We start from the raw sequence: 23,406 nt of genomic DNA, 5'->3' as shown, positions 1-23,406 counted from the left end.
AGGGGCCGGCGTGCCTGAAAAGAGTGGGCAAACGCACCGGGGAGGCCTCGGGCCTCCCCGGCAACGAGATCAGGCCTGAGCCTGGTAACGCTTGACGGAACTCTCGATCTCCGCCCGGGCCTCGTCGACGCCGACCCAGCCTTCGACCTTCACCCACTTGCCGGGTTCCAGTTCCTTGTAGTGCTCGAAGAAGTGCTTGATCTGGTCCAGCAACAGGGCGGGGACATCATCGGGTCCCTGGATGTGATCATATTCCCGGGACAACTTGGACACGGGCACCGCCAGCAGCTTGGCATCCTCGCCCGCCTCGTCGGTCATCTTGAGCATGCCCACGGGGCGGCAACGGATCACGCTGCCGCTGGCCACCGGGAAGGGGGTCATCACCAACACGTCCACCGGGTCACCGTCATCGGACAGGGTATGGGGCACGAACCCGTAGTTGCAGGGATAGAACATGGGGCTGGCCATGAAGCGATCCACCAGCAGGGCACCGCTGTCCTTGTCCACCTCGTACTTGACCGGGGAGGCATACGCGGGAATCTCGATGATCACGTTGATGTCGTTGGGCAGGTCTTTGCCTGCGGAGATCTTGTCGATGTTCATTGGATCAGGCCCAAGAGTGAGTGAATCGGGAGGCGGCATTATAACGGCAACCCGGCCGACGAAAAGCCATATCCCCAAGGGGAGTGCTTGCGTGCCGGGCGCTTGAGCAGGTATAAGTTTCGGCCTAATGTCTTTATAACCCATGCAACACACGCCTATATACTAAAGAGGAAATGCCATGCGTATCGTGCTTCTGGGCGCACCGGGGTCCGGCAAGGGAACCCAGTCCAAGCTGATCATGGAGCGTTACAAGGTGCCTCAGATCTCCACCGGGGATCTCCTGCGCGCTGCCGTTTCCGCCGGAACGCCCCTGGGCCAGCAGGCCAAGGCCGCCATGGACGCGGGCCAGCTGGTGACCGACGATATCGTTCTGGGCATGATCCGTGAACGCCTGGCCATGCCGGATACCCAGCAGGGCTACATTCTGGACGGGTTCCCCCGCAACCTGGCCCAGGCCGGGGCGCTGGACGACCTGCTCAAGGAACTGGGCAAGCCGCTGGATGTGGCGCTGCTCATCGACGTGGACTTCGACAATCTGATGCAGCGCCTCACCGGCCGCCAGACCTGCGGCTCCTGCGGCGCCGTCTTCAACCGTCACACCAACCCCTCCCGGAAGGAAAACGTGTGCGATGTCTGCGGCGGTGAACTCACCCACCGCGCGGACGACAACGAAGAAACCATCGGCAAGCGTCTCAAGGTCTACGAAGAGCAGACCCGCCCCCTGGTGCAGTATTACAGCGAACGCAGCCTGCTGCAGACAGTGAAGGGTGAAGGTGAGATCGAGTCCATCTACAAGGCGGTCTCCGAGGTGCTGGAGTCCTGCCGCAAGTAAGGACGTGCTCCGCCCCGAGACACACTCCGGGTGTCTCGGGGTCATCTCACCCCGATGTCTCCCCGGTCCCCATGCATTCCAGCGCAATTCATCTAGGCACCACGCCACCCGGCCTCTTCCCGGTGGTTCAGGCGCACCAGCGCGCATGAACCCTCGCAAGCTTCTCTCCTGCTGCCTGCTCATGACCTGCTGCGTCACCACGGTCCAGGCGAATGACTGGTCCCTGTGCCGCTACCAGCCCCAATCCCTGGACTATCCGTTCCCCCGGGATGATCAGACCCGTTTCTTCGCCGACCGTGCCTTCATCGACCGGGACGGGATCTCCCGCCTGGAAGGGGATGTCACCCTCTATGACCGGGGTCGCATGCTGCGGGCGGATCTCATCACCTACGAGGAAGGCCGCGCCTTCCTGGAAACCCGGGGGGACGTCCGGTTCCAGACCGATACCGGACTGTTCTTTGAAAGCCCCGGCGGTTTTCTGCACCTGGACACGGAAACCGGCCGGTTCGAGCATGCCCGCTACCGCTACGACCCCCGCCATGCCCGGGGAGAAGCCCGGGCGCTGGAGCCCCGCGGCAGCGACACGCTCTACCTTGAGGGAGCCACCTTCACCACCTGCGATCCCGGCCGGGACGACTGGCTGCTCAGCGCGCGTCATGTGCAGCTGAATCAGGACAGCGGCCAGGGCACGGCCCGGAATGTTCTGCTGCGCTTTCAGGGGGTGCCCCTGTTCTACACCCCGTGGATCACCTTCCCCATCGATGACCGCCGTAAATCCGGCCTGCTGCCGCCCAGTTTCGGCACCTCGGACAATACCGGCGCCGATCTGCTGATCCCCTTCTATCTGAACCTGGCGCCCCATCGGGATGCCACCCTGGGTCTGCGCCTGATGGACAGCCGGGGCGCCATGCTGATGTCGGAGTTCCGTTACCTGAATCCCGACAACCGGGGCAAAATCCAGCTGGATTACCTGCCCAACGACACGAGCTATGGCGAGGATCGCGTCCTGGTGGCCTGGGATCACCACTGGCGCATCGCCCCCCGGCTGCACTTTCATACGACGGGCACCGACGTCTCCGATGAGCGCTACTTCCGCGACCTGGGCGACTCGCTCGACGATACCAGCATCACCCACCTGGAACGGCGGGCGGATCTCGTCTACAGCGGTCAGGGATGGAGCCTGCTGGGGCGGGTGCAGGATTTCCAGATCGTGGACGAGACCCTCGCCAGCACCAGCCGCCCCTACAAGCGTCTGCCCCAGTTGCTCTTCCAGGGCCGCAGGCCCCTGCAAGCGGGTGGATTCGACTATCGCCTGCGGGCCGAGTGGGTGGCCTTCGAGCGGGACGACACCGTCACCGCCCAGCGCACGGACCTGATGCCGGAGATCAGCCGCCCCACACACGGTGCAGCCTGGTTCCTGACCCCGAGCCTGAAATACCGCGTCACCCATTACGCTCTGGAGGACCAGCCCGCCGGGGTCGACCGTCACCTGACCCGATCCCTGCCCATCGCCAGCCTGGATGCCGGCATCTTCCTGGACCGCCCCCTGGCGAGCGGGAACCTCCAGACCCTGGAACCCCGCCTGTACTACCTCTATACCCCGCGCCGGGACCAGGACGACATCCCGCTGTTCGATACCGCGCAATTCGATTTCAGCTTTGACCAGCTGTTTCGCGACCACCGTTTCAGTGGACCCGACCGGGTTGCCGACGCCAACCAACTCACCACCGCCCTCACCACGCGAATCATCGACGGCCGCTCCGGCGAGGAACGCCTGCGCGCGAGCCTGGGACAGATCCACTACTTCGACGATCGTCGCGTGACCCTGCGCGAGGATGATCGCGGCGAAACCGCGGACAGCTCATCCCTGGTGGGTGAGGTGGGGGCACGGCTGGGGGCGCGCTGGAACGCACGCGCCAGTGCGCAGTGGGACCCGCGACGGGAACAAATTGAACGTTCATCCACTCATCTGCAATATCGGGTGGATGGACGTCGCGTGATCAACCTGGGCCATCGTTACCGTGAGGACCTGCTGGAACAGACGGACCTCTCGTTTGCCTGGCCCCTGTCCCGTCACTGGGATGTGGTGGGTCGCTGGGCCTACAGTCTGGAGGACAACCGGGAACTGGAAGTCCTGGCGGGCCTGGAATACAAGAGCTGCTGCTGGGCCTTCCGCCTCGTCTCCCGCCGATTCCTCAACGACGGCGTCACGGGTGAGTACAATGAAGGCATCTATTTTCAACTTATCCTCAAGGGACTCGGCAGCCTGGGCACCGGCCTGGGTGACCTGCTGAGCGAGGGCGTGCTGGGTTATGAAACTGATTACTAGACTGTTGATCCTCCTGGTCCTGGCCGGGTCCACCGGCCTCGGCGCCCAGGTGCCGGAAGACGGCCGACTGATGGACCGGATCATCGCCGTGGTGGAAGAAGACGTCATCATGCAGAGCGAGCTGCTGCGGCGCATGGATGAGATCGGACAGCAACTGGCCGCCCGCGACGGCCAGGCCCCGCCCCGGGAGGTGCTGATCCGCCCGGTGCTGGACCGCCTGATCCTGGAGCGCCTGCAACTGCAGGAGGCACGGCGCATCGGCATCCGCATCGACGACATCACCCTGAACAACGCGATGGAAAACATCGCCCGGGAAAACCGCATGACCCTGGCGGAATTCCGGGACAGGCTGGTGGCCGACGGTGTGGATTTCCCCGCCTTTCGCGAACAGATCCGGGATGAACTGGCCATCAATCAGTTGCGACGCCGGCAGGTGGACAGCCGCATCCAGGTCAGTGAACAGGAAATCGACGACCTCATCGCCAGTGAAAGCGGTGCCATCGACAGGGATGTGGAATACCGTCTGCTGCATCTGCTGATTTCTCTCCCCGAAGGGGCGACCCCCGACAGGATCCAGGCCGCCCGGGAACAGGCCCGGAAGATCCGCGAGGAAGCCGCCGACGGGGCCGACTTCACCGCCCTGGCCCTGCGGGAATCCGCCGGCCAGCACGCCCTGGACGGCGGCGACCTGGGCTGGCGCAACGCCGCCCAGGTACCCACCCTGTTCGCCCGTCATGTGGTCCTGATGCGAGAGGGCGAAGTCAGCGAGGTGATCCGTTCCCCTTCCGGCTTCCACATCATCAAGCTGGCGGAACGCCGGGGCGGAACACGGGCCCAGATCCGCCAGACCCGGGTGCGTCACATCCTCATTACCCCCACCGAGGTGCTGAGCAGCGATGAAGCCCTGGAACGCCTGTCCAGCCTGCGCAGCCGCATCGAGGACGGCGCCGACTTCGCCGAACTGGCCCGCGCCCACTCCGACGACCGGGGCAGCGCCCTGCGGGGCGGCGACCTGGGCTGGACCGACCCCGGTGATCTGGTGCCCCAGTTCGAGGACATCATGAACCGCCAGCCCCCGGGGCGGGTCAGCGAGCCCTTCCGTTCCCCGTTCGGCTGGCACATCCTGGAAGTGCTGGAACGACGAGATCACGACGGCTCCCGGGAGCTGATGCGTGCCCAGGCCCGGGAGATCATCCGGGATCGCAAGCGTGACGACGAACTGGAACTGTGGCTGCGCCGACTGCGGGACGAATCCTTCGTGGAGCTGCGCCTGGACAGACTGGCCCTGGGTGGTCCGACCACTCCCATTGAGCCGCCGGCACGATGATGGCCCACCCCATCCCCCGTATCGCCATCACGCCGGGAGAACCGGCGGGCATCGGCCCGGATCTGGTGGCCATGCTGGCTCAGGAACCCTGCCCGGCCCAGCGGGTCGTGATCGGTGACCCGCTGGTGCTGCAGGACCGGGCCGCGGCCCTGGGCCTGCCACTGACACTGGCCCCCTTCGAGCCGGACAGTCCACCCCACGCCGACCTCCCCGGCTGCCTGAGCATCGTCGGCGACTGCCAGGTGAACCGCCCCGTCAGAGCCGGCCAGCTGGATCCGGCCAACGGGGACTACGTGCTCAAGACCCTGCGGCGGGCCGCCGACGGCTGTCTGGCCGGCACCTTTGACGCCCTGGTCACCGGGCCGGTGCACAAGGGCGTCATCAACACGGCGGGCATCCCCTTTACCGGACACACGGAATATCTGGCCGAGCGCTGCCGCGCCCCCATGCCGGTGATGATGCTGGCCGCCGGCACCCTGAGGGTGGCCCTGGCCACCACCCATCTGCCCCTGTCCAGGGTTGCCGCCGAGATCACCCCGGCACGACTCCTGAGCGTGCTACGGGTGCTGCACCAGGATCTGCGGGCGCGTTTCGGCTTGCCCAGACCCCGCATCCTGGTCTGCGGCCTCAACCCCCACGCGGGCGAGGGTGGCCACCTGGGGGACGAGGAGATCCGGGTCATCGCCCCGGTGCTGGAACAGCTGCGCACCGAGGGCATGGACCTGCGCGGCCCCCTGCCCGCCGACACCCTGTTCACCGAGCGCTATCTGGGCGAGGCGGACGCGGTGCTGGCCATGTATCATGACCAGGGACTGCCGGTACTCAAGCATGCCGGCTTCGGCCGGGCCGTGAACATCACCCTGGGGTTGCCCATCATCCGCACCTCGGTGGACCATGGTACCGCCCTGGAGCTGGCCGGCACCGGCAGGGCCGAAGTCGGCAGCTTCGTGGAGGCCCTGTCCCTGGCCATCCACCTGGCCGAGCAAAGATCATCCTGACCATCCGTTCCGAGGAATCCCCCATGTCCCGAGCCATGCGCATCGGCACCCTGTCCCTGCTCAGCCTGACCCTGATGCTGGGCGGCTGTACCTTCGTCAAGCTCACTCCCGGCGGTGAACGGGTCCGCATCCTGGATGCCCAGGATGTGACCCAGTGCGAGCGGGTCGGCAACACCTCCGCCACGGTGGCCGAGCAGGTGGGCATCTTCAAGCGCCCCCCGGAAAAGCTGGCCCAGGAAGTGGAGCATGCCGCCCGCAATGCCGCCGCCGAGATGGGCGGTGACACCCTGGTCCCCCGCGGCCCCCTGCGGGAAGGGCGACGGGGCTATGACGTCTATCGCTGCATCCGCTGACAGGCCATCCGGAGACACCCACCCCAGTGGAACACGCCCCCAGAAAACGTTTCGGCCAGCACTTCCTGCATGACCCCGGCATCATCGGGCGCATCGTCGGGGCCATCGATCCCCAGCCGGGACAGACCCTGCTGGAGATCGGTCCCGGCATGGGCGCCATCACCCGGCCCGTGCTGACCCGGTGCCGGCAACTGCATGTGGTGGAACTGGACCGGGATCTGATTCCCCGTCTGCAGACGGAGTATGCCGATGCCGGTGAACTCGTCGTGCACGCCGCCGACGCCCTGAAGTTTGACTTCGGCGCGGTACCGGTGCCCGCCGGCCGCAAGCTGCGGGTGATCGGCAACCTGCCCTACAACATCTCCACCCCCCTGATCTTTCACCTGCTGAAATGGGCCGACGGCATCCAGGACATGCATTTCCTGCTGCAGAAGGAGGTGGTGGATCGGCTGACCGCCCGTCCCGGCACGGCCGAATACGGGCGACTGGGGATCATGGTGCAGTATCGCTGTCGGGCCGAATCCCTGTTCCATGTCGGCCCGGGCGCCTTCCGCCCACCGCCTCGGGTGGATTCCGCCGTGGTCCGGCTGGTGCCCTGGGAGGCCCTGCCCTGCCCCGCCCGGGACGAGGCCCTGTTTGCCGCCCTGGTCCACCAGGGCTTCACCCGCCGACGCAAGACACTGCGCAATGCCCTGCAGGGGCTGGCGGAACCCGCCGCCATGACGGCGGCGGACATCGATCCCGCCCGGCGCCCGGAGACCCTGTCGGTGGAGGAATTCGTCCGCCTGGCCAACGAGGTGGCCGCCAGCCGCACTTAAGCCTGCCCCCATGAGGGGTTACAATGCATCTTTATCCGCCATCGGCGAGGACACAATGGCAGAACACAATCCGCTGCTTCGCTTGAGAGAACTGGGCCAGAGCGTCTGGTACGATTACATCCGCAGTGACCTCATGGCCTCCGGGGAACTGGATCGCCTGATCCGGGAGGACGGCTTGGGCGGTCTGACCTCCAACCCCGCCATTTTCGACAAGGCCATCACCGGCAGTGATCTCTACGATACCGCGATCCGGGACTGCCTGACCCGGTCTCCGGACCTGACCACCCAGGCCCTGTTCTACCAGCTCGCCATCCGCGACCTCCGGGCGGCCGCCGACGCCTTTGCCCCGACCTATCACGACACCGACGGACGTGACGGTTTCGTCAGCCTGGAAGTCTCCCCGGAACTGGCCTTCGACACCGAGGGCACCGTGCGCGAGGCCCTGGAACTGGCCGCCCAGGTGGATCGGGCCAACCTCATGATCAAGGTGCCCGGCACCCTGCCCGGCCTGGCCGCCATCGAGCAGCTGACCGCCGCCGGCATCAACGTCAACGTCACCCTGCTGTTCTCCGTCACCCGCTATCAGGCGGTGCTGGAGGCCTTCCTCAAGGGACTGGAGACCCGCCTGGACCGGGGCGAGCCGGTGACCTCCATCGCCTCCGTGGCCAGCTTCTTCGTCAGTCGGGTGGATACGGCCCTGGACGCCCTGTTGGAAGAGCGCATCCGCGAGGGCCGTCCGGTGGAGCACATGCAGGGCCTGCTGGCCATCGCCAATGCCAGGCTGGCCTATGCCCACTTCCAGCAGGTCCGCGACAGTGAGCGCTGGCAACGGCTGGCCCGGGCCGGCGCCCGGCCCCAGCGGCTGCTGTGGGCCAGCACCGGCACCAAGAACCCCGCCTACAGCGATGTCCTCTATGTGGACTCGCTGATCGGCCCCGACACGGTGAATACCCTGCCGCCGGCCACCTATGAGGCCTTCCGGGATCACGGCAATCCGGCCCTGACCCTGACCGAGGGACAGGAACAGGCCCGCGCCCTGATTCAGGGGCTGCCCGACCTGGGCATCGACCTGGAAAGCGTCACCGACCGTCTGGAAGCCGAGGGCGTCCAGGCCTTTGCCGATGCCTTTGCCCATCTGATCCAGGGCCTGGAAGACAAGCGCCGCCGCCTGGCGGCCTGAAGAGCCGTGGCCCAAGGAGACGATCGTGGACGTACTGGCGGGAGACATCGGGGGCACCAAGACCCTGCTCATGCTGGCCAAGGTGGAGGACGGTCGGCTGATCCCCGGGGAAATCCGGCGCTATGCCAGCGCCGACTACCCCGGCCTGGCCCCCATGGTCCGGACCTTTCTGACGGATACCGGCCATGGTACGCCGGTTGCCGCCGCCTTCGCCCTGGCCGGCCCGGTCGCACGCCGGGATGACGGCCAGCAGGCACGCCTCACCAACCTGCCCTGGCAGCTGGACTCCCGGCAACTGGCCCGGGACCTGGGTCTGCCCCGGGTCACCCTGGTCAACGACTTCGAGGGCATCGCCCACAGCCTGGACGACCTGCCCGCTGACAGCCTGCATGCACTACAGCAGGGGGAAAGGGATCCGGACGGGGTGCGCCTGGTGGTGGGTGCGGGCACGGGCCTGGGGGTCTGCATCGTCTGTCCCGGGCGGCCGCCGCGACTCATTCCCACCGAGGCGGGCCATGGCGAACTGGCGCCCGCCGACGCGCGCCAGTCCCGCCTGTGGGCGGCCGTCACCCGGCGGGAAGGGCGATGCAGCCGGGAGCACCTGCTCAGCGGCCGGGGAATCGCCCGGATCGCCGATTTCCTCATCAGCGAGAGTCCCCAAGGGCCGGGCAAGGCCCTGGCCGAGGCCATGGCACAGCCGGACCCGGCCCCCGAACTCACCCGGCTCGCCCTGGCGGGTGGGGACCCCCTGGCCGCGGAAACCCTGTCCCTGTTCTGCAGCCTTTACGGCGGCCAGGCGGGCGATCTGGCCCTGGGCTGCCTGCCCTTCGGCGGGGTCTATGTCGCCGGCGGCATTGCCCCGCGCATCCTGCCCCTGCTGGATGCCGGAGGCTTCGTGGAGGCCTTCCGCCGCAAGCCGCCCATGACCCATCTGCTGGAAAGGATGCCGATCCAGGTCGTGACCGATCCCCGCTCGGGACTGCTGGGCGCCGCCCGGCTGGCGGCCTCGCGGATCCCCCGGGATCGCGGCTGAAGTCCGTTCCGGGCTACAACTTCCCACGCCGATCCGGCAAGATACAGGCTCTTGCCCGGACTCCCGCCGGGCCATCGGAGACAGCCCATGTCGGAAAGCGGCGACCACCATATCCAGGTCCAGGTCAACTGCGGTTACGTGGAATCCCAGTCCGACCCCATGCACGGCCGATTTGTGTTTGCCTACACGGTCACCCTGCGCAATCTGGGCAAGCAAGGGGCGAGACTCGTCAGTCGCCACTGGATCATCCATGACTCCAACGGCAAGGTGCAGGAAGTCCGGGGCGAAGGCGTGGTGGGCGAGCAACCCCACCTGGATCCCGGCCAGGGCTTTCAATACACCAGCGGTGCCATGATCGAAACCCCGGTGGGTACCATGCACGGGACCTACCAGATGGTCGCCGACGACGGCACCCGGTTCGAGGCCGTCATTCCCACGTTCACCCTGTCCGTGCCCAGGGTGCTGCACTGAATAAATCCGACCTGGATCAAGCCTGCAAACCCCTACTTTAGACAGGGGCATGGTCACTGACTACAATCGTGAGCACTGGAAAATAACGATACAAGACTCATCCACAACCACGGGCTAACCTCATGCGCATCCCTTATACCCTCTGGGCACCCATCTACGATCGACTGATTGAAAAACCTTCAACAGGCGTCAGACAGCGCAGCCTGGAACGGCTGGGCAACGTGGAAGGTCGATCCATCCTGCTGGCGGGCGTGGGCACCGGGCTGGATTTTCCCTTCCTGCCCCAGGGCGCCCATTACACCGGCGTGGACCTGACCCCGGCCATGCTCAAGAAGGCGACCGAACGCGCCCAGTCCCTGAACCTGGGCATCGAACTGCATGAAGGCGATGCCATGGCCCTGCCCTACGAGGATGCCCAGTTCGACGTGGTCGTCATGCACAACATCCTGGCCGTCGTCCCCAATGCCGGCAAGGCACTGACCGAGGCCACCCGCGTGCTCAAGCCCGGTGGCCGGATCCTGATCCTGGACAAGTTCCTCAAGCCCGGCGAAAGCGCTCCCTTCCGCCGCCTGCTGGGCCTGGTGTCCCAGTTCATGGCCACCCGCACCGACGTGGTGTTCGAGAACCTGATGAAGAAGCGCACCGACCTGACCCTGCTGGAAGACAGCCCGGCGATGCTGCGCGGCTGGTTCCGTCACATCCTGCTGGAAAAGAAGGCCTGACCCCACCTCATGGCACTGTATGCCGTCGGCGACCTGCAGGGCTGCCTTGACCCGCTGAAACAGCTCCTGGACCGGGTCCGTTTCGACCCGGCCCGGGATCGGCTGTGGCTGGTGGGGGATCTGGTCAATCGGGGGCCGGACTCCCTGGGCTGCCTGCGGTTCGTGCAGTCCCTGGGGGAGGCGGCGGTGACGGTGCTGGGCAACCACGATCTGCATTTGCTGGCCATCCACGCCGGTCTGCACAAACCCCGGCGCCGGGATACCGTCCAGCCCATCCTGGACAGCCCGGACCGGGAGGCACTCATGGACTGGCTGCGTCGGCAGCCGGTGCTGCACCATGATGCCCTGGCCGGCTGGACCATGGTCCATGCCGGCCTGCCCCCCCAGTGGGACCTGGCCACGGCCCTGGCCTGCGCGGACGAACTGCACCGGGTACTGCGCGGCCCCGACTACCGCACCCTGCTGCAGCGGATGTACGGTGACCAGCCCGACCGCTGGGACCCGGCCCTGTCCGGCTGGTCCCGCCTGCGCTTCATCACCAACTGTTTCACCCGCCTGCGCTACTGCACCCGGGACGGCACCCTGGACATGGATCACAAGGGGGCACCGGGCACCCAGCCTTCCGGCCTGCTGCCCTGGTTCCAGGTACCGGGCCGGGCCAGCGCCGACCTGAAGCTGGTGGTGGGTCACTGGTCCACCATCGGCTGCCGTTATGAACAGCAGGTCCTCACCCTGGACACCGGCTGCGTCTGGGGCGGGCGGATGACCCTGGCCCGTCTGGATACCCCCACACCGGACATCGTCCAGCAGGCCTGCCGGGCCCACCGAACCCCCTCCCCGATCATCTGATCCATCGCAGGCTTACAGGGGCACCGCGCCCCCCATCCCCCACAGACTGATCAGGGCCACCGTCGCACCGATGGCGGCACCGGCCAGCACGTCGGTGGGATAATGCAACCCCAGCACCAGGCGGGACAGGGCCACCATCAGGGTAAAGGGCAGCACCAGCCAGGCCCAGACCGGCAACCAGGCCAGCAGCACCACGGTGAAGGCCACCGCATGCAGGGTATGACCGGAGGGGAAGCTGAACCGGTCCAGCGGCGCCATGTGCAGGCTGATGTCGGTGCTATGCCGGAACGGCCTGTCCCGCCCCGTGGTCGCCTTCAGAAACTTGTAGATGGGCAGGCACAAAAGCCCCACCAGGGCCATGTGCAGACTCACATGGAGGGCCTGCATGCCGTGGATCAGGGGCAGGCAAACCATCAGGGTATACCAGAAGATCCCGTCCCCCAACCGGCTGATCCCCGCAAATACCCGGTTGATGAGCCACCGGTGTCCCATGCGGTTGAAGGCCAGGCATACCGGAATCTCCGCCTCGGTCACTCGTTGCATCAGTCCCATGTTGACCTCTCTTGAGCACACTCGAAAAACAGCGCTTCCAGCCGATCATGGATACAGCGCCAGTCCAACGACTCGGCCACGGATCGGGCCTGTTGGCCCAGGTCCCGGATCCGCGCGGGATCGGTGATCAGCTCCCGTGCCAGACCAACGAACCGATCCCGGTCCCCCAGGGGCGGCAACAGTCCGCTCTCACCGTGGCGCAGATGCTCCCGCGGCGCCGCATAATCGAAAGCCACCACCGCCAGTCCCGAGGCCATGGCCTCCAGGACCACGTTGCCGAAGGTGTCGGAGGTGGAGGGAAACAGAAAGATATCGCCGCTGGCGTAGTGACGGGCCAGGTCTTCCCCGGTCCGGGACCCCACCAGGATCAGGTCCGGATGCAGGCGCCCCAGCTCCCCGGCCTCGGGGCCGTCACCCACCAGGATGAAGCGCGCCCGGGGCTGATGGGACTGCATGGCCCGAAAGGCCTCCACCGCCAGGGAAAGATTCTTCTCCGCCGCCAGGCGCCCCACATGGATCACTGCCGGATCCCCCTCCTCCAACCCCCACTCCCGGCGTAGCGCCGGATCCCGACGAGCGGGATTGAAAAGCGCCGTATCCACTCCCCGGGCCAGTACCCGGCAGTTCAGATATCCCTGCGCCGTGAGATGGGTACGCAATGACTCGGTCGGCACCAGGGTGCAGTGGGTACGGTTATGGAAGCGGCGGAGAAAATGGCCGATGGCGGGTTCCAGAAACCCCACCCCGTAATAGCGGCTGTAACTGTGGAAGTTGGTATGAAATCCGCTGATCACCGGGATATTCAGGCGGCGGGCGGCGGCCACCGCCGAGCCTCCCAGGGGGCCCTCCGTGGCCACATAGATCACATCCGGTGGGTCCTCGCGCCAGACATCCAGGATCGCGCCGCGGGCGGGCAGGCCGAAATGCAATCCCTTGTAGCCGGGCACGGGAAGACCGGCCGTGGCCTGCTCCCGTAGCGCCCCCTGCCCGCCCCCGACATCATGCCGGTGCTGGCGAGGCCGGATGAGATGGACCTGATGTCCCCGTGCCAGCATGCCCTGCACCATGTGATGCAGGGTGTGGGCGACGCCGTTGATTTCCGGGGGATAGGTCTCGGTCACCACGGCGATGCGCAGCCGGGGCACCTCATCGTCATCGGGTGAGTCCTGGAAACCCTCGGCGAAAATCCGGTCCCAGTGCGGGGATGAGGCGCGCCCGGCGGCGTTCATAGAACCTCCGCAAGGAAACCCGCGATTTCAATCGCGGGAGGAATTGCGGTTGGGCGAAGCGCACCCTGTGGTAGAATCAAGCCACTTGCATTCAAGTCGCTGTGCATGGCTCCCAATCCAATGGTGCGCACCGGGGTTCCCGGTGGCCGGCATCCCAGGTTACCGCAAAGTGGTGGGAGTACAGGATCTGTAGCCGTTCTCCACCGAGGCGCCAATATCGGCGGATTGGCGAGACTGCCGTCTCGCCAAGGGCTGCTGTAAACCGGCCTGATGTCGGGGATAGGCATTGTCTCGTCCTACGATAAAACCTGCGACTTCAGTCGCGGGTTGTTTACGAGGGGGAATCTCTTTTAATGGGTGGCGGAAGGCTGTCATGGAACGCCTCCCTGACGGCCTCTTCGGCCGCCCGGGACAAGCCGCGACGATCCGTACCGTCGACAGGGATCGGCGGCATGAAACTAAGCGCCACATCGACCCGCGGCATGGCCAGCAGGCGCAGGGCATGGGTGAGGAAATTCTGGTTATCCACGAAGGCCGCGGCATGATCCGCGGGAGGCAGGTAGCGGATGGACACCGGCTGTACCGGACAGCCTGCGCTCTGGGCCGCCTGGAACAGCCGGGGATGAAAGCGTCGCACCTCCTTGCCCAGGGTGGTCGTCCCTTCCGGAAACACATGCGCCGAGTGGCCGCCACCCAGATGCCCGGCCATCTGATCAGACACCTGGGAGGCGGCGCCGTTGACGCCGCGATGGATGAAGAGGGTGCCGTTACGCCCGGACAGCCAGCCGATCAGCGGCCAGCGCCGCACCTCCGACTTGGACAGGAAACCCACCGGGGCATACGCCCCCAGCACCGGGATGTCCAGCCAGGAGATGTGATTGGAAACGGACAGCACCGGTCCGTCGGAGGGTTGGCCGCGCACATGGATACGGACGCCGAAAAGACGACAGAAAACCCGGTACCACCACTGAATGACGCGCCGGAACCGCTGATCGGGCATCCCGGCCTCGTTGGGCCGTCCCAGCAGCAGGGTCAGGATCACGGCAATGAACAGGTGGAGGACCAAGGGGATCAGCCTATAGATGCATCTGAAGGTTTTCATGACATTCCGCGGTTAAGGGTGTCCGCAGAAAATGCCGCTGGTAGCGGGCGGGCACAAGCCCCGCATCCAGAAAAATGAACACGTCGGCCACGTTGAAGTCCGGGTCCCAGCACGGTTCGCCACCGATGCGCGCGCCCAGCCGCAGGTAGGCCTTGAGCAGGGGCGGCATGATCACGCCCCCCTCGTACGCCGTCACCGGTTCGGGCAACCGCAGGCGAGGCCTCGCCTGCAGGGTGTCCGGCATCGAATGACGGCCCTTGAGCCTTTCCATGATGGCGTGGGCCTGATGGCCGCCATCCTGAAGCCCGATACTGGCGCAGCCGATCAGATAGCCGATGCGGTGGGTGGTCATGAACCGCCCCAGCCCCGACCAGAGCACGGCGATGGCCGTGCCGCTGCGATAATCGGGATGAACACAGGTACGACCGATCTCCATGATCCGTCCGGGCAGGCGATCCAGCCCGTCCAGTTCGAACTCATCCTGGGAGTAAAAGCCGCCGGCCAGGCGGGCCTCGGTGTCCTTGAGGATGCGGGTGGAGGCCACCACGGCCCCGGTGAGGACGTCACGGACCAGCAAATGATGGCAGTAGCGGTCATAGCGATCCTGATCCAGACCCAGGCGGGCCGCCGCTTCGGGCAAGGTGGCCCCCATCTCCCGGGCAAAGACCTGATAACGCAGACGCTGGGACGCCAGCACGTCATCATCACTGGCGGCCAGGGACACGCTCAGCCCCGGGCGTGATACATTCCAGTCATTGGTCACGAGCGTGTCGGCGGTCTGCATGGCCTTGCGGTTCTCCATCGTCATGCGGCCATGCTAGGCGGCCCGCCTTTCAGGGATGTGAAGACACGGTGACGATTCCGTGACCCGGACAGGGCACGCAACCCAGGGGATAACGCGGATGGCCGTGGAGAAGAAAACCTGCCTCATGATCCTCCTCACCCTGCCGTTCTGGATCACGGCAACCGGCTGCCGTGCCCCGTGCATCCAGGGATCAATGGAGGTCGCCGCCGTGCGGGTACTGGCTGCCGGTGCCCATTGCGGCCACGACGACCCCGCCCCGCGTGTCCGGATGGCCGATACCCTGGCCGACCTGGAGCGACTGCTGGCCGACACCGGCCTCGGACTGGCCGGCTCGCCGCCCGATCCGGCCCGGGAACGGTTCATCCTGGTTCATCAGGGGCTTCGGCCCACCCTGGGCTATCGCCTGGAACTGGCCGGGGATCATGCCCGGCTGGAAGGGGAAACATGGGTCATCCGTGTCATCCACCATGAACCACCCCCGGATGCCGTCACCGCCCAGGCCCTGAGCAGTCCCTGCCTGCTGCTGGGCATGGAACGGACGCAAGACCGGCCGGTTCGCGTCGAGGACCAGGACGGCAATCCCATGCACGGCCCGTCGAAGTGAAGTCCGCGGACAACGGCTATAATGGGCGTTTTGCCGGAGTCCCCATGGAAACCCTCGACTACGTCCCCCTGCGCCTGAAGAAAAACGAAGAACGGCGCCTGCTGGCCGGCCACGCCTGGATCTTCAGCAATGAAGTGGACGTGGAGGCCACCCCCATCCGCCCCCTGGAGCCGGGCCAGCCGGTGACCCTCCAGGACAGCCGGGGGCGCACCCTGGGCACGGGCTACGCCAACCCCAATTCCCTCATCTGTGCCCGCCTGGTGACCCGGGACGCGGATCACCCCTTCGGCCCCTCCCTGCTGGTCCACCGCCTCAAGGTGGCCCTATCCCTGCGGGAGCGTTTGTTCGAGGAACCCTTCTACCGACTGGTTCACGGCGAGAGCGACGGCCTGCCGGGTCTGGTGGTGGACCGCTACGGCGACGTGCTGGTGGCCCAGATCACCACCGCCGGCATGGAACGCCTGCGGGATGCCCTGCTGAGCGCCTTCGAGAAGGTGCTGCGCCCGAGCGCCGTGCTCTGGCGCAACGACAGCCCGGTGCGCAGCCTGGAAGGCCTGGACCTCTATGTGCAGCCCGCCACCGGTCCCATCCCGGAGACCGTGGAGATCACCGAAAACGGCGCCCGCTTCCAGGTCCCCCTGCTGGCGGGCCAGAAGACCGGCTGGTTCTATGACCAACGGGACAACCGGGTCTGGCTGCGGCGCCTCTCCACCGGGGCTCGGGTGCTGGACCTGTTCAGTTACGCGGGGGGCTGGGGCATCCAGGCGGCCATGCACGGGGCTGAACAGGTCACCTGCGTGGACGCCTCCGCCGATGCCGTCGCCCAGGTGGAAGCCAATGCCCGCCTGAACCGGGTGGATGACCGGGTGCAGGCCCTGGCGGGAGATGCCTTCGAGGTGCTGCGCCGACTGCGGGAGGAACGGGCTCGTTTCGATCTGATCATCGTCGACCCGCCGGCCTTCATCAAACGCCGCAAGGACCTCAAGGAAGGGACCGCCGCCTACCGGCGCATCAACCAGATGGCCCTGCAGGTCCTGGCCCGGGACAGCTTTCTCATCGCCTGTTCCTGCTCCCAGCACATGGCGGCCGATGCCCTGGAAAAACAGGTTCATGCCGCCGCCCGCCATGTGGACCGACAGATGCAGATCCTGTCCCGCGGCGGTCAGGCCAGTGATCACCCCATCCACCCGGCCATGCCGGAGACGGCCTATCTCAAGGCGATCCTCTGTCGCTGTATCGGACAATAACCACAGGTTAGAATCCACCGATGACGCCTACACATCCCTTCATCGATCCCGTGGCCCTGAGCCTGGGTCCCCTGCAGATCCACTGGTACGGCCTCATGTACCTGCTGGGCTTTGCCGCCTTCTGGGCCCTGGGCTGGCTGCGGGCCGGCCAGCCCTGGAGCCCCCTGAACCGGGAGCAGGTCTCCGACCTGCTCTTCTACGGCGTCATCGGCGTGATCGTGGGGGGGCGACTGGGTTATGTCCTGTTCTACAACCTGGACGCCCTGGCCGGTGATCCGCTGATGCTCATCCGGCTCTGGGAAGGGGGCATGAGCTTCCACGGCGGTCTGATCGGGGTGCTGGTCACCTGCTGGCTCTATGCCCGCAAGCTGGGTTGCCGCTTTTTGCAACTCACCGACTTCGTCGCCCCCCTCATCCCCATCGGCCTGGGGGCCGGACGCATCGGCAACTGGATCAACGGCGAACTCTGGGGCAAACCCACGGACCTGCCCTGGGGCATGATCTTCCCGGCCGCAGACCTGCTGCCCCGTCACCCCACCCAGCTCTACCAGGCGGCCCTGGAGGGGCTGGCCCTGTTCCTGATCCTGTGGTTCTTCTCCCGACGCTGGCGACCGGTGGGGGCGGTGTCCGGCCTGTTCCTGGCGGGTTACGGGGTGTTCCGCTTCCTGGTGGAATTCTGGCGCCTGCCCGACGCCCACATCGGTTATCTGGCCTTCGGCTGGCTCACCCTGGGTCAACTCCTCACCCTGCCCATGATCCTGGCCGGCGTCATCCTGCTGGCCTGGGCCTGGCGGCGGGAGAAAGCACGTCATGCATAGTTATCTTCAGCTCCTGCAACAACTGCTGGAACAGGGCACGGAGAAATCCGACCGCACCGGCACCGGCACCCGTTCCCTGTTCGGTCACCAGATGCGCTTCGACCTGGCCCGGGGCTTCCCCCTGGTGACCACCAAGAAGCTGCACCTGAAGTCCATCATCCACGAACTGCTCTGGTTCCTCAAAGGTGACACCTCCACCGCCTATCTGCAGGCCAACGGGGTGCGCATCTGGGATGAATGGGCCACGGCGGACGGCGATCTGGGGCCGGTCTACGGCCGGCAATGGCGGTCCTGGCCCCTGCCCGGCGGCGGTCACGTGGATCAGATCAGCCAGGTGGTGGAACAGATCCGCACCCGGCCCGACTCCCGGCGCCTGATCGTCAGTGCCTGGAACGTGGCGGACCTGCCGGACGAGGGAGTCTCTCCTCAGGACAATGCCCGCGCCGGACGCATGGCCCTGGCACCCTGCCACTGTCTGTTCCAGTTTTACGTGGCCGACGGGCGGCTGTCCTGCCAGCTCTATCAGCGCAGCGCCGACATCTTCCTGGGGGTGCCGTTCAACATTGCCTCCTACGCCCTGCTCACCCTCATGGTGGCCCAGGTCACGGATCTGGAACCGGGGGAGTTCATCCATACCTTCGGTGACGTGCACCTGTATCTGAACCACCTGGATCAGGCCCGTGAGCAGCTGGCCCGCGAACCCTATCCCCTGCCCCGGATGGTGCTCAATCCGGCGGTGAAATCCCTGTTCGACTTCCGTTACGAGGACTTCACCCTGCTGGATTACCAGGCCCATCCCCACATCAAGGCCCCGGTGTCCGTATGACCGATTCCCAACCGCTGCTCACCGCCGTGGTCGCCATGGACCGCAACCGGCTCATCGGCGCCGACAACCGCCTGCCCTGGCACCTGCCGGCGGATCTTGCCCACTTCAAGCGTCTGACCATGGGCGGCTGCATGCTCATGGGGCGCAAGACCTTCGAGTCCATTGGTCGCCCGCTGCCGGGCCGACGCAGTCTGGTGATGACGAGGGATCCGGATTTCCAGGCCCCCGGCTGCACGGTGGTCCACGACCTGGACCAGGCCCTGGCGGCCGCCGGGGCGGTGGAGGAGATCTTCGTCATCGGCGGGGCGGACCTGTTCCGGCATCTTTTGCCGTTGTGCCGGCGGATGCACCTGACGGTGATCGAGCATGCCTTCGAGGGAGACACCTTCCTGCCCCAGCTCAACGAGACCTGGCAGGAAGTGGCCCGGGAAGCCCATGATGCCGATGACAAAAACCCCTATCCCTACACCTTCCTGACCCTGGAGCGCCGCCTCTAGCCGGCTAGGACGGCGTACGGAGCCGACGCAGCAGGGCAGCCCCCGGCAGACTGAAGATCACGGCAAACAGCAATGCCGCCGCCACCACGATGGAAGGTCCGGCGGGGGTATCCCAGGTCAGGGACCCCCACAAACCGCCGGCCACGGCCAGACAGCCGATCAGGGCCGCGAACAGGGCCATCCGCTCCGGCGTGGACGACAACCGCCGGGCCGCCGCCGCCGGAATGATCATCAACGAGGTGATCAGCAAAATGCCCACCACCTTCATGGCCACGGCAATGACCAGGGCCATGAGCAGCATGAAACCCATGCTCACCAGGGTCACCCTCACCCCCTCCACCCGGGCCAGATCCTCATGCACCGTGATCGCCAGCAGGGGTCGCCACAGGGCCGCCAGCATCCCCAGGGCCAGCACGCCACCGAGGAAGATCCATATCAGGTCCTCATGGGACACCGCCAGGATGTCGCCGAACAGGTAGGCCATCAGATCAATCCGGACCCCTTCCAGAAAGGCCACCGCCACCAATCCCAGGGACAGACTGCTGTGGGCCAGGATGCCCAGCAGGGTGTCCGTGGCCAGCCGTCGCTGCCGCTGCAGCAACATGAGCACCAGGGCCAGGGTTACACAGAGGATGACCACGGTCAGATTCACGTTCAGACCGATGAGAAAACCCAGGGCGACTCCCAACAGGGCGGAATGGGCCAGGGTATCGCCGAAATAGGCCATCCGGCGCCAGACCACGAAGGAACCCAGCGGCCCCGCCACCAGGGCCACGGCCATGCCGCCGAGCAAGGCCCGGACAATGAAATCATCCATGGTGCCGATGGGCCTCCGACCCGGGGCAGCCGCGCCCGGGCGGCCCTTCCCCCTCAAACGCCACCACGTCGCCGTGCAGATCATGGCGGTGATCGTGATGATGGGTGTACAGGGCCATGCCCGCTGGCATGGTCTTGCCGAACAGTTTGAGATAGGCGGGATCACGGCTCACCACGTCCGGCTTGCCGGTACAGCACACATGCTGATTCAGGCAGATCACCGAATCGGCGGCGGCCATGACCAGGTGCAACTCGTGGGACACCATCAGCACCCCGCAGCCGTAGCGGTCGCGCAGGCGGGCGATGAGCTGGAACACCTCCCCCTGCCCGGCCACGTCAACCCCTTGGGCGGGCTCATCCAGCACCAGGAGATGGGGTTCCCGCAACAGGGCGCGGGCCAGCAGGATGCGCTGCATCTCCCCGCCGGACACCGACTGTACGGGCTGTTCCAGCAGATGGGCGCAGCCCACTTCCGCCAGCACCCGGGCCAGTCGGTCCCTGGGAAAGCGCCCCCCCAGCCCAAGGAAGCGACGCACGGTGATGGGCAGGATCTCATCCACCTGGATGCGCTGGGGCATGTAGCCGATACGCAGCCCCGGCCGGCGCAGGACCTGGCCGCCGGTGGGTGAGAGCAGCCCCAGCAACACCTTGAGCAAGGTGGTCTTGCCGGCGCCGTTGGGACCGATGAGGGTGACGATCCGGCCGGCTTCCACCGCCATGTCCACCCCGTCCAGAATGCGCCGCCCCCCCGCCACCAGACCCACCTGCCGCGCCGCCACCAGGGCGCCGCGAGCCGGCACGGCATCATCACGGGATCGGATCAGACGGGACAGAGGGAACATGGCAACCGGACTCGGCGCAGAGAAAGGATGGAAGTGTTTTCCGGGAAGATTGTTATAGTATTACATAACCCACATCAACCATGGAGTCCATTCACCCATGCGCAGCCGCCGATTGCTTGCGGGCCTCACGGCCCTGGTACTGGTCATGCTCCTGCCGACGGTGTTGCAGGCAGCCCCTCGGGTCGTGGTCAGCATACCCCCGATCCACAATCTGGTCAGCGGGATCATGGAAGGCGTGGCAGAGCCGGTGCTGCTGGTGCCCGGCGGGGCCTCTCCCCATGACTACGCCCTGCGTCCTTCGGACATGCGGCATCTGCAGTCGGCCCAGGTGGTGATCTGGGTGGGCCGCGACCTGGAAGGTTTTCTGGAGCGGCCTCTGGCCAGACTGCCGGAATCCGTGACAAAAGTCACCCTGCTCAAGGACGCCGACCTGGTGCGTCATGAACTACGGGAGGGAGGCATCTGGGATCGCCATGACCACGGCCACGGTCATGACCACAACCATGGTCATAGCCATAGCCATAGTCACAGCCATGGTCACGATCATCACCATGACGTGGACAGCCATGTCTGGTTATCGCCCGAGAACGCGGCCCGTATCGTCCGCCATGTGGCCGACGTCCTGGCCGACAAGGACCCCGACCATGCTGACCGCTACGGGGAAAACCGGGATCGCATCCTGGCCCGCCTGGAGACCCTGGATGCCACGCTTCAGGCCCGGCTGGAGCCGGTGCAGGGACACCCCTTCATCGTGTTCCACGATGCCTATCAGTACTTTGAAAGACACTACGGTCTGACCCCGGCGGGTTCGGTGACGGTGGATCCCGCCCGCCCGGCGGGTGCGCGCCGGATCCAGGAGATCCGTCAGCGGATTCAGGATTCCGATGCCATCTGCGTCTTCAGCGAACCCCAGTTCCGGCCGGCCATCGTGGAAACCCTGATCGACGGCACCGGGGCACGCACCGGCGTGCTGGATCCGCTGGGCGCGGACCTGCCGGCGGGCGTGGAAAGCTATTTCCACCTGCTGGAAAACCTGGGGCAGAGCCTGGTGGACTGCCTGAGTCGCTAAGCAACCCGGTCTTCAGGGGACGGCGACACCGATCCGGGCCGCCAGCGGCAGATCCGCCGCGGCGGCCTTGGACGGCACCGGGTGGATGACCTCGGTGCGGATATGGTCCGACCAGTGCAGCAGATGCAGATTGCCCTGGAAATCCTCGGTCAGGGCGGTGCAATGCTCCACCCAGTCGCCGTCGTTGCAGTAGAGCACCCCGTCGATGGACTCGATACCGGCCTTGTGGATGTGGCCGCAGATATAGCCATCGTAATCGCGATGCACCGCCTCGCGGGCCGCGGCCTCCTCGAAGTGACGCATGTAGCGCCGGGCCCTGGTCACCCGGTTCTTCACATGGGCGGACAGGGACCAGTAGGGATGCCCCATGTATCCCCGCCAGCGATTGTAATGCCGGTTCAGTCGCAGCAATACCTGATAGGCGCCGTCCCCCAGGGTCTTCACCAACCGGTTGTGCCTGACCAGGGCATCGAACTCATCCCCATGGCTGACCAGGAAGCGACGACCGTCGGCAGTCAGATGCTCCGCTTCCAGACGCACCTGGATGCCCTGGAATTCCGTCCCGGCAAAGACGCGCAGGGCGCCGTCATGGTTGCCCGGGATATAGATCACCCGGGTGCCCGCGTGGGCCTTGTCCAGGATCGCCTGGATCACGGCACTGTGCTCGGCGCTCCAGTACACCCGGCGGCGCATGCTCCACAGGTCGAAAATGTCTCCGACCAGATAGAGATGATCGCAGTGGGAGGATTCCAGAAAATCCAGCAGGTACTCGGCGCGACACTCCCGGGTACCCAGGTGGACGTCGGAAATGAAGATGCTGCGGCATTCGATGGCGGCCATGGCGGTGCTGTCCCCTGTTCTACACAGGAGACAGGGTGACCCGGCCGGATGACAGGACGATCACGGCACGGTGAAGGAAACATGGCACGGTGACTACGTGACCGGCCCCGGGCTCAGGGCTGAACCATTTCCAGATCCATCCGGATCTCGTCCAGCCCCTTGCGGGCGCACATCTCGTCAGTCTCCCCGGACGGGGCGCCGCTCACGCCGATGCCGCCAATGATCCGGCCCGCCGCATGGATCGGCAGTCCGCCGGCGGAGAACACCACACCGTCCACCTTGCCCACCTGGAAGGGCTTGGTGAAGCGGTCCTCCATCTCCGACAGGGGGCCATTGAAGGACATGGCCGTATAGGCCTTCTGTCGGCTGATCTCCAGGGTGAGATCCACCGCCAGGGTATCCCGCAGGACCACCTGGGTGTTGCCGCCACGGTCCACCACCGTGACCGCCACGTTGACGCCCGCCTCGCGGCAGGCCTCCAGGGTGGCCCAGGCCAGCCGCGAGGCGGTATCCAGGGTCATGACCTTGATGTTCATGGTCACCGGGGCCTCATCGGCCTGAAGGGGGGCGGCAACCAGGCCGAGGGTCAGGGCGGTGGCGGCCAGGGTGGCGGGCAGTTTCATCGACATCGGCTTTCACTCCAT

At 66.0% G+C, this 23,406-nt stretch carries 26 protein-coding genes; 17 read left to right on the top strand and 9 right to left on the bottom strand.

The window, feature by feature from the left end; genetic code table 11:
- Positions 1 to 69: 69 nt before the first annotated feature.
- Positions 70 to 603, bottom strand: a complete 534-nt coding sequence (ppa, locus tag LQD11_RS00585) for an inorganic diphosphatase (RefSeq protein WP_238615786.1) — start codon at positions 601 to 603, stop codon at positions 70 to 72.
- Positions 604 to 781: 178 nt separating this feature from the next.
- On the opposite strand from ppa, the gene LQD11_RS00580 reads away from it, so the two are divergent.
- From LQD11_RS00580 to LQD11_RS00530, 11 genes are all read left to right on the top strand, one after another.
- The gene (locus LQD11_RS00580; RefSeq protein WP_238615785.1) at positions 782 to 1,435 is read left to right on the top strand and encodes an adenylate kinase; all 654 of its coding nucleotides are present in this window, start codon (positions 782 to 784) and stop codon (positions 1,433 to 1,435) included.
- 145 nt (positions 1,436 to 1,580) lie between these two features.
- Positions 1,581 to 3,764, top strand: a complete 2,184-nt coding sequence (locus LQD11_RS00575; RefSeq protein WP_238615784.1) for an LPS-assembly protein LptD — start codon at positions 1,581 to 1,583, stop codon at positions 3,762 to 3,764.
- Positions 3,748 to 5,091 carry a peptidylprolyl isomerase gene (locus LQD11_RS00570; protein ID WP_238615783.1) on the top strand — a complete coding sequence of 448 codons (1,344 nt, stop codon included), beginning with the start codon at positions 3,748 to 3,750 and terminating at the stop codon, positions 5,089 to 5,091. The genes LQD11_RS00575 and LQD11_RS00570 overlap by 17 nt, the downstream gene beginning before the upstream one ends.
- The gene (pdxA, locus tag LQD11_RS00565) at positions 5,088 to 6,089 is read left to right on the top strand and encodes a 4-hydroxythreonine-4-phosphate dehydrogenase PdxA (RefSeq protein ID WP_238615782.1); all 1,002 of its coding nucleotides are present in this window, start codon (positions 5,088 to 5,090) and stop codon (positions 6,087 to 6,089) included. The genes LQD11_RS00570 and pdxA overlap by 4 nt, the downstream gene beginning before the upstream one ends.
- Before the next feature lie 23 nt (positions 6,090 to 6,112).
- Positions 6,113 to 6,442, top strand: a complete 330-nt coding sequence (locus LQD11_RS00560; protein ID WP_238615781.1) for a DUF4156 domain-containing protein — start codon at positions 6,113 to 6,115, stop codon at positions 6,440 to 6,442.
- Positions 6,443 to 6,468: 26 nt separating this feature from the next.
- Positions 6,469 to 7,260, top strand: a complete 792-nt coding sequence (gene rsmA, locus LQD11_RS00555; protein WP_238615780.1) for a 16S rRNA (adenine(1518)-N(6)/adenine(1519)-N(6))-dimethyltransferase RsmA — start codon at positions 6,469 to 6,471, stop codon at positions 7,258 to 7,260.
- Positions 7,261 to 7,315: 55 nt separating this feature from the next.
- On the top strand, positions 7,316 to 8,440 hold the full coding sequence (gene tal, locus LQD11_RS00550; protein ID WP_238615779.1) for a transaldolase: 1,125 nt from the start codon (positions 7,316 to 7,318) through the stop codon (positions 8,438 to 8,440).
- Between the two features lie 25 nt (positions 8,441 to 8,465).
- Positions 8,466 to 9,473: a glucokinase gene (glk, locus tag LQD11_RS00545; protein WP_238615778.1), complete on the top strand. Its 1,008-nt coding sequence runs from the start codon at positions 8,466 to 8,468 to the stop codon at positions 9,471 to 9,473.
- A gap of 87 nt (positions 9,474 to 9,560) precedes the next feature.
- Entirely contained in the window at positions 9,561 to 9,944 is a 384-nt protein-coding gene (gene apaG / locus LQD11_RS00540) for a Co2+/Mg2+ efflux protein ApaG (RefSeq protein ID WP_238615777.1), read from the top strand.
- Positions 9,945 to 10,066: 122 nt separating this feature from the next.
- Positions 10,067 to 10,666 carry a class I SAM-dependent methyltransferase gene (locus LQD11_RS00535; RefSeq protein WP_008931113.1) on the top strand — a complete coding sequence of 200 codons (600 nt, stop codon included), beginning with the start codon at positions 10,067 to 10,069 and terminating at the stop codon, positions 10,664 to 10,666.
- 9 nt (positions 10,667 to 10,675) lie between these two features.
- Entirely contained in the window at positions 10,676 to 11,515 is an 840-nt protein-coding gene (locus tag LQD11_RS00530) for a symmetrical bis(5'-nucleosyl)-tetraphosphatase (RefSeq protein WP_238615776.1), read from the top strand.
- 12 nt (positions 11,516 to 11,527) lie between these two features.
- Here LQD11_RS00530 and LQD11_RS00525 read toward each other — a convergent pair whose 3' ends face one another.
- The 4 genes from LQD11_RS00525 to LQD11_RS00510 form a co-directional block, all read right to left on the bottom strand.
- A complete protein-coding gene (locus LQD11_RS00525; protein WP_238615775.1) occupies positions 11,528 to 12,067 on the bottom strand; it encodes a phosphatase PAP2 family protein in 540 nt (179 codons plus the stop codon).
- Positions 12,058 to 13,296, bottom strand: a complete 1,239-nt coding sequence (locus tag LQD11_RS00520; protein ID WP_238615774.1) for a glycosyltransferase family 4 protein — start codon at positions 13,294 to 13,296, stop codon at positions 12,058 to 12,060. Before LQD11_RS00520 ends, LQD11_RS00525 begins: the two co-directional genes overlap by 10 nt.
- A 331-nt stretch (positions 13,297 to 13,627) precedes the next feature.
- A complete protein-coding gene (locus LQD11_RS00515; RefSeq protein ID WP_238615773.1) occupies positions 13,628 to 14,398 on the bottom strand; it encodes a lysophospholipid acyltransferase family protein in 771 nt (256 codons plus the stop codon).
- On the bottom strand, positions 14,373 to 15,206 hold the full coding sequence (locus LQD11_RS00510; RefSeq protein ID WP_238615772.1) for a GNAT family N-acetyltransferase: 834 nt from the start codon (positions 15,204 to 15,206) through the stop codon (positions 14,373 to 14,375). Before LQD11_RS00510 ends, LQD11_RS00515 begins: the two co-directional genes overlap by 26 nt.
- 121 nt (positions 15,207 to 15,327) lie before the next feature.
- Between LQD11_RS00510 and LQD11_RS00505 the strand changes: the two genes are divergently transcribed.
- Genes LQD11_RS00505 through LQD11_RS00485 form a run of 5 tightly spaced genes read left to right on the top strand, consistent with a single transcriptional unit; the run spans position 15,328 to position 19,195 of the window.
- Positions 15,328 to 15,807, top strand: coding sequence for a protease complex subunit PrcB family protein (locus LQD11_RS00505; RefSeq protein ID WP_238615771.1), 480 nt, complete (start codon positions 15,328 to 15,330; stop codon positions 15,805 to 15,807).
- A 44-nt stretch (positions 15,808 to 15,851) separates the two neighbouring features.
- Positions 15,852 to 17,054, top strand: a complete 1,203-nt coding sequence (locus tag LQD11_RS00500) for a class I SAM-dependent rRNA methyltransferase (protein ID WP_238615770.1) — start codon at positions 15,852 to 15,854, stop codon at positions 17,052 to 17,054.
- Between the two features lie 20 nt (positions 17,055 to 17,074).
- Positions 17,075 to 17,872: a prolipoprotein diacylglyceryl transferase gene (gene lgt / locus LQD11_RS00495; protein ID WP_238615769.1), complete on the top strand. Its 798-nt coding sequence runs from the start codon at positions 17,075 to 17,077 to the stop codon at positions 17,870 to 17,872.
- Positions 17,865 to 18,698 carry a thymidylate synthase gene (locus LQD11_RS00490; RefSeq protein WP_238615768.1) on the top strand — a complete coding sequence of 278 codons (834 nt, stop codon included), beginning with the start codon at positions 17,865 to 17,867 and terminating at the stop codon, positions 18,696 to 18,698. Before lgt ends, LQD11_RS00490 begins: the two co-directional genes overlap by 8 nt.
- On the top strand, positions 18,695 to 19,195 hold the full coding sequence (locus LQD11_RS00485; protein ID WP_276315640.1) for a dihydrofolate reductase: 501 nt from the start codon (positions 18,695 to 18,697) through the stop codon (positions 19,193 to 19,195). Before LQD11_RS00490 ends, LQD11_RS00485 begins: the two co-directional genes overlap by 4 nt.
- A gap of 4 nt (positions 19,196 to 19,199) precedes the next feature.
- On the opposite strand, the gene znuB is transcribed toward LQD11_RS00485, so the two are convergent.
- Both znuB and znuC read right to left on the bottom strand, forming a co-directional pair.
- Complete coding sequence (znuB, locus tag LQD11_RS00480) at positions 19,200 to 20,012, bottom strand: zinc ABC transporter permease subunit ZnuB (RefSeq protein ID WP_090202843.1); 813 nt, start codon at positions 20,010 to 20,012, stop codon at positions 19,200 to 19,202.
- The gene (gene znuC / locus LQD11_RS00475) at positions 20,005 to 20,853 is read right to left on the bottom strand and encodes a zinc ABC transporter ATP-binding protein ZnuC (protein ID WP_008931124.1); all 849 of its coding nucleotides are present in this window, start codon (positions 20,851 to 20,853) and stop codon (positions 20,005 to 20,007) included. The genes znuB and znuC overlap by 8 nt, the downstream gene beginning before the upstream one ends.
- Before the next feature lie 97 nt (positions 20,854 to 20,950).
- On the opposite strand from znuC, the gene znuA reads away from it, so the two are divergent.
- Positions 20,951 to 21,922: a zinc ABC transporter substrate-binding protein ZnuA gene (znuA, locus tag LQD11_RS00470; RefSeq protein WP_238615767.1), complete on the top strand. Its 972-nt coding sequence runs from the start codon at positions 20,951 to 20,953 to the stop codon at positions 21,920 to 21,922.
- A 12-nt stretch (positions 21,923 to 21,934) separates the two neighbouring features.
- On the opposite strand, the gene LQD11_RS00465 is transcribed toward znuA, so the two are convergent.
- Positions 21,935 to 22,762, bottom strand: a complete 828-nt coding sequence (locus LQD11_RS00465) for a UDP-2,3-diacylglucosamine diphosphatase (protein ID WP_238615766.1) — start codon at positions 22,760 to 22,762, stop codon at positions 21,935 to 21,937.
- Positions 22,763 to 22,875: 113 nt separating this feature from the next.
- A complete protein-coding gene (locus LQD11_RS00460; RefSeq protein WP_050814189.1) occupies positions 22,876 to 23,391 on the bottom strand; it encodes a GlcG/HbpS family heme-binding protein in 516 nt (171 codons plus the stop codon).
- Between the last annotated feature and the right edge of the window lie 15 nt (positions 23,392 to 23,406).

The sequence above is a fragment of the Ectothiorhodospira shaposhnikovii genome (assembly GCF_022227765.1).
Lineage (GTDB): Bacteria > Pseudomonadota > Gammaproteobacteria > Ectothiorhodospirales > Ectothiorhodospiraceae > Ectothiorhodospira.
Note: the sequence above shows the minus strand (reverse complement) of the source record. Positions and strands in the feature narration are given on the sequence as shown.

What these genes read in the sequence shown, in the direction of transcription:
- LQD11_RS00575 (WP_238615784.1), top strand. Translation starts at nt 1,581, where the DNA reads ATGAACCCTCGCAAGCTTCTCTCCTGCTGCCTGCTCATGACCTGCTGC.
- LQD11_RS00515 (WP_238615773.1), bottom strand. Translation starts at nt 14,398, where the DNA reads ATGAAAACCTTCAGATGCATCTATAGGCTGATCCCCTTGGTCCTCCAC.
- LQD11_RS00465 (WP_238615766.1), bottom strand. Translation starts at nt 22,762, where the DNA reads ATGGCCGCCATCGAATGCCGCAGCATCTTCATTTCCGACGTCCACCTG.
- LQD11_RS00485 (WP_276315640.1), top strand. Translation starts at nt 18,695, where the DNA reads ATGACCGATTCCCAACCGCTGCTCACCGCCGTGGTCGCCATGGACCGC.
- LQD11_RS00510 (WP_238615772.1), bottom strand. Translation starts at nt 15,206, where the DNA reads ATGACGATGGAGAACCGCAAGGCCATGCAGACCGCCGACACGCTCGTG.
- tal (WP_238615779.1), top strand. Translation starts at nt 7,316, where the DNA reads ATGGCAGAACACAATCCGCTGCTTCGCTTGAGAGAACTGGGCCAGAGC.
- lgt (WP_238615769.1), top strand. Translation starts at nt 17,075, where the DNA reads ATGACGCCTACACATCCCTTCATCGATCCCGTGGCCCTGAGCCTGGGT.
- LQD11_RS00560 (WP_238615781.1), top strand. Translation starts at nt 6,113, where the DNA reads ATGTCCCGAGCCATGCGCATCGGCACCCTGTCCCTGCTCAGCCTGACC.
- apaG (WP_238615777.1), top strand. Translation starts at nt 9,561, where the DNA reads ATGTCGGAAAGCGGCGACCACCATATCCAGGTCCAGGTCAACTGCGGT.
- LQD11_RS00490 (WP_238615768.1), top strand. Translation starts at nt 17,865, where the DNA reads ATGCATAGTTATCTTCAGCTCCTGCAACAACTGCTGGAACAGGGCACG.
- LQD11_RS00460 (WP_050814189.1), bottom strand. Translation starts at nt 23,391, where the DNA reads ATGTCGATGAAACTGCCCGCCACCCTGGCCGCCACCGCCCTGACCCTC.
- znuC (WP_008931124.1), bottom strand. Translation starts at nt 20,853, where the DNA reads ATGTTCCCTCTGTCCCGTCTGATCCGATCCCGTGATGATGCCGTGCCG.
- LQD11_RS00530 (WP_238615776.1), top strand. Translation starts at nt 10,676, where the DNA reads ATGGCACTGTATGCCGTCGGCGACCTGCAGGGCTGCCTTGACCCGCTG.
- LQD11_RS00525 (WP_238615775.1), bottom strand. Translation starts at nt 12,067, where the DNA reads ATGGGACTGATGCAACGAGTGACCGAGGCGGAGATTCCGGTATGCCTG.
- znuA (WP_238615767.1), top strand. Translation starts at nt 20,951, where the DNA reads ATGCGCAGCCGCCGATTGCTTGCGGGCCTCACGGCCCTGGTACTGGTC.
- znuB (WP_090202843.1), bottom strand. Translation starts at nt 20,012, where the DNA reads ATGGATGATTTCATTGTCCGGGCCTTGCTCGGCGGCATGGCCGTGGCC.
- LQD11_RS00535 (WP_008931113.1), top strand. Translation starts at nt 10,067, where the DNA reads ATGCGCATCCCTTATACCCTCTGGGCACCCATCTACGATCGACTGATT.
- LQD11_RS00500 (WP_238615770.1), top strand. Translation starts at nt 15,852, where the DNA reads ATGGAAACCCTCGACTACGTCCCCCTGCGCCTGAAGAAAAACGAAGAA.
- LQD11_RS00505 (WP_238615771.1), top strand. Translation starts at nt 15,328, where the DNA reads ATGATCCTCCTCACCCTGCCGTTCTGGATCACGGCAACCGGCTGCCGT.
- ppa (WP_238615786.1), bottom strand. Translation starts at nt 603, where the DNA reads ATGAACATCGACAAGATCTCCGCAGGCAAAGACCTGCCCAACGACATC.
- LQD11_RS00520 (WP_238615774.1), bottom strand. Translation starts at nt 13,296, where the DNA reads ATGAACGCCGCCGGGCGCGCCTCATCCCCGCACTGGGACCGGATTTTC.
- pdxA (WP_238615782.1), top strand. Translation starts at nt 5,088, where the DNA reads ATGATGGCCCACCCCATCCCCCGTATCGCCATCACGCCGGGAGAACCG.
- LQD11_RS00580 (WP_238615785.1), top strand. Translation starts at nt 782, where the DNA reads ATGCGTATCGTGCTTCTGGGCGCACCGGGGTCCGGCAAGGGAACCCAG.
- LQD11_RS00570 (WP_238615783.1), top strand. Translation starts at nt 3,748, where the DNA reads ATGAAACTGATTACTAGACTGTTGATCCTCCTGGTCCTGGCCGGGTCC.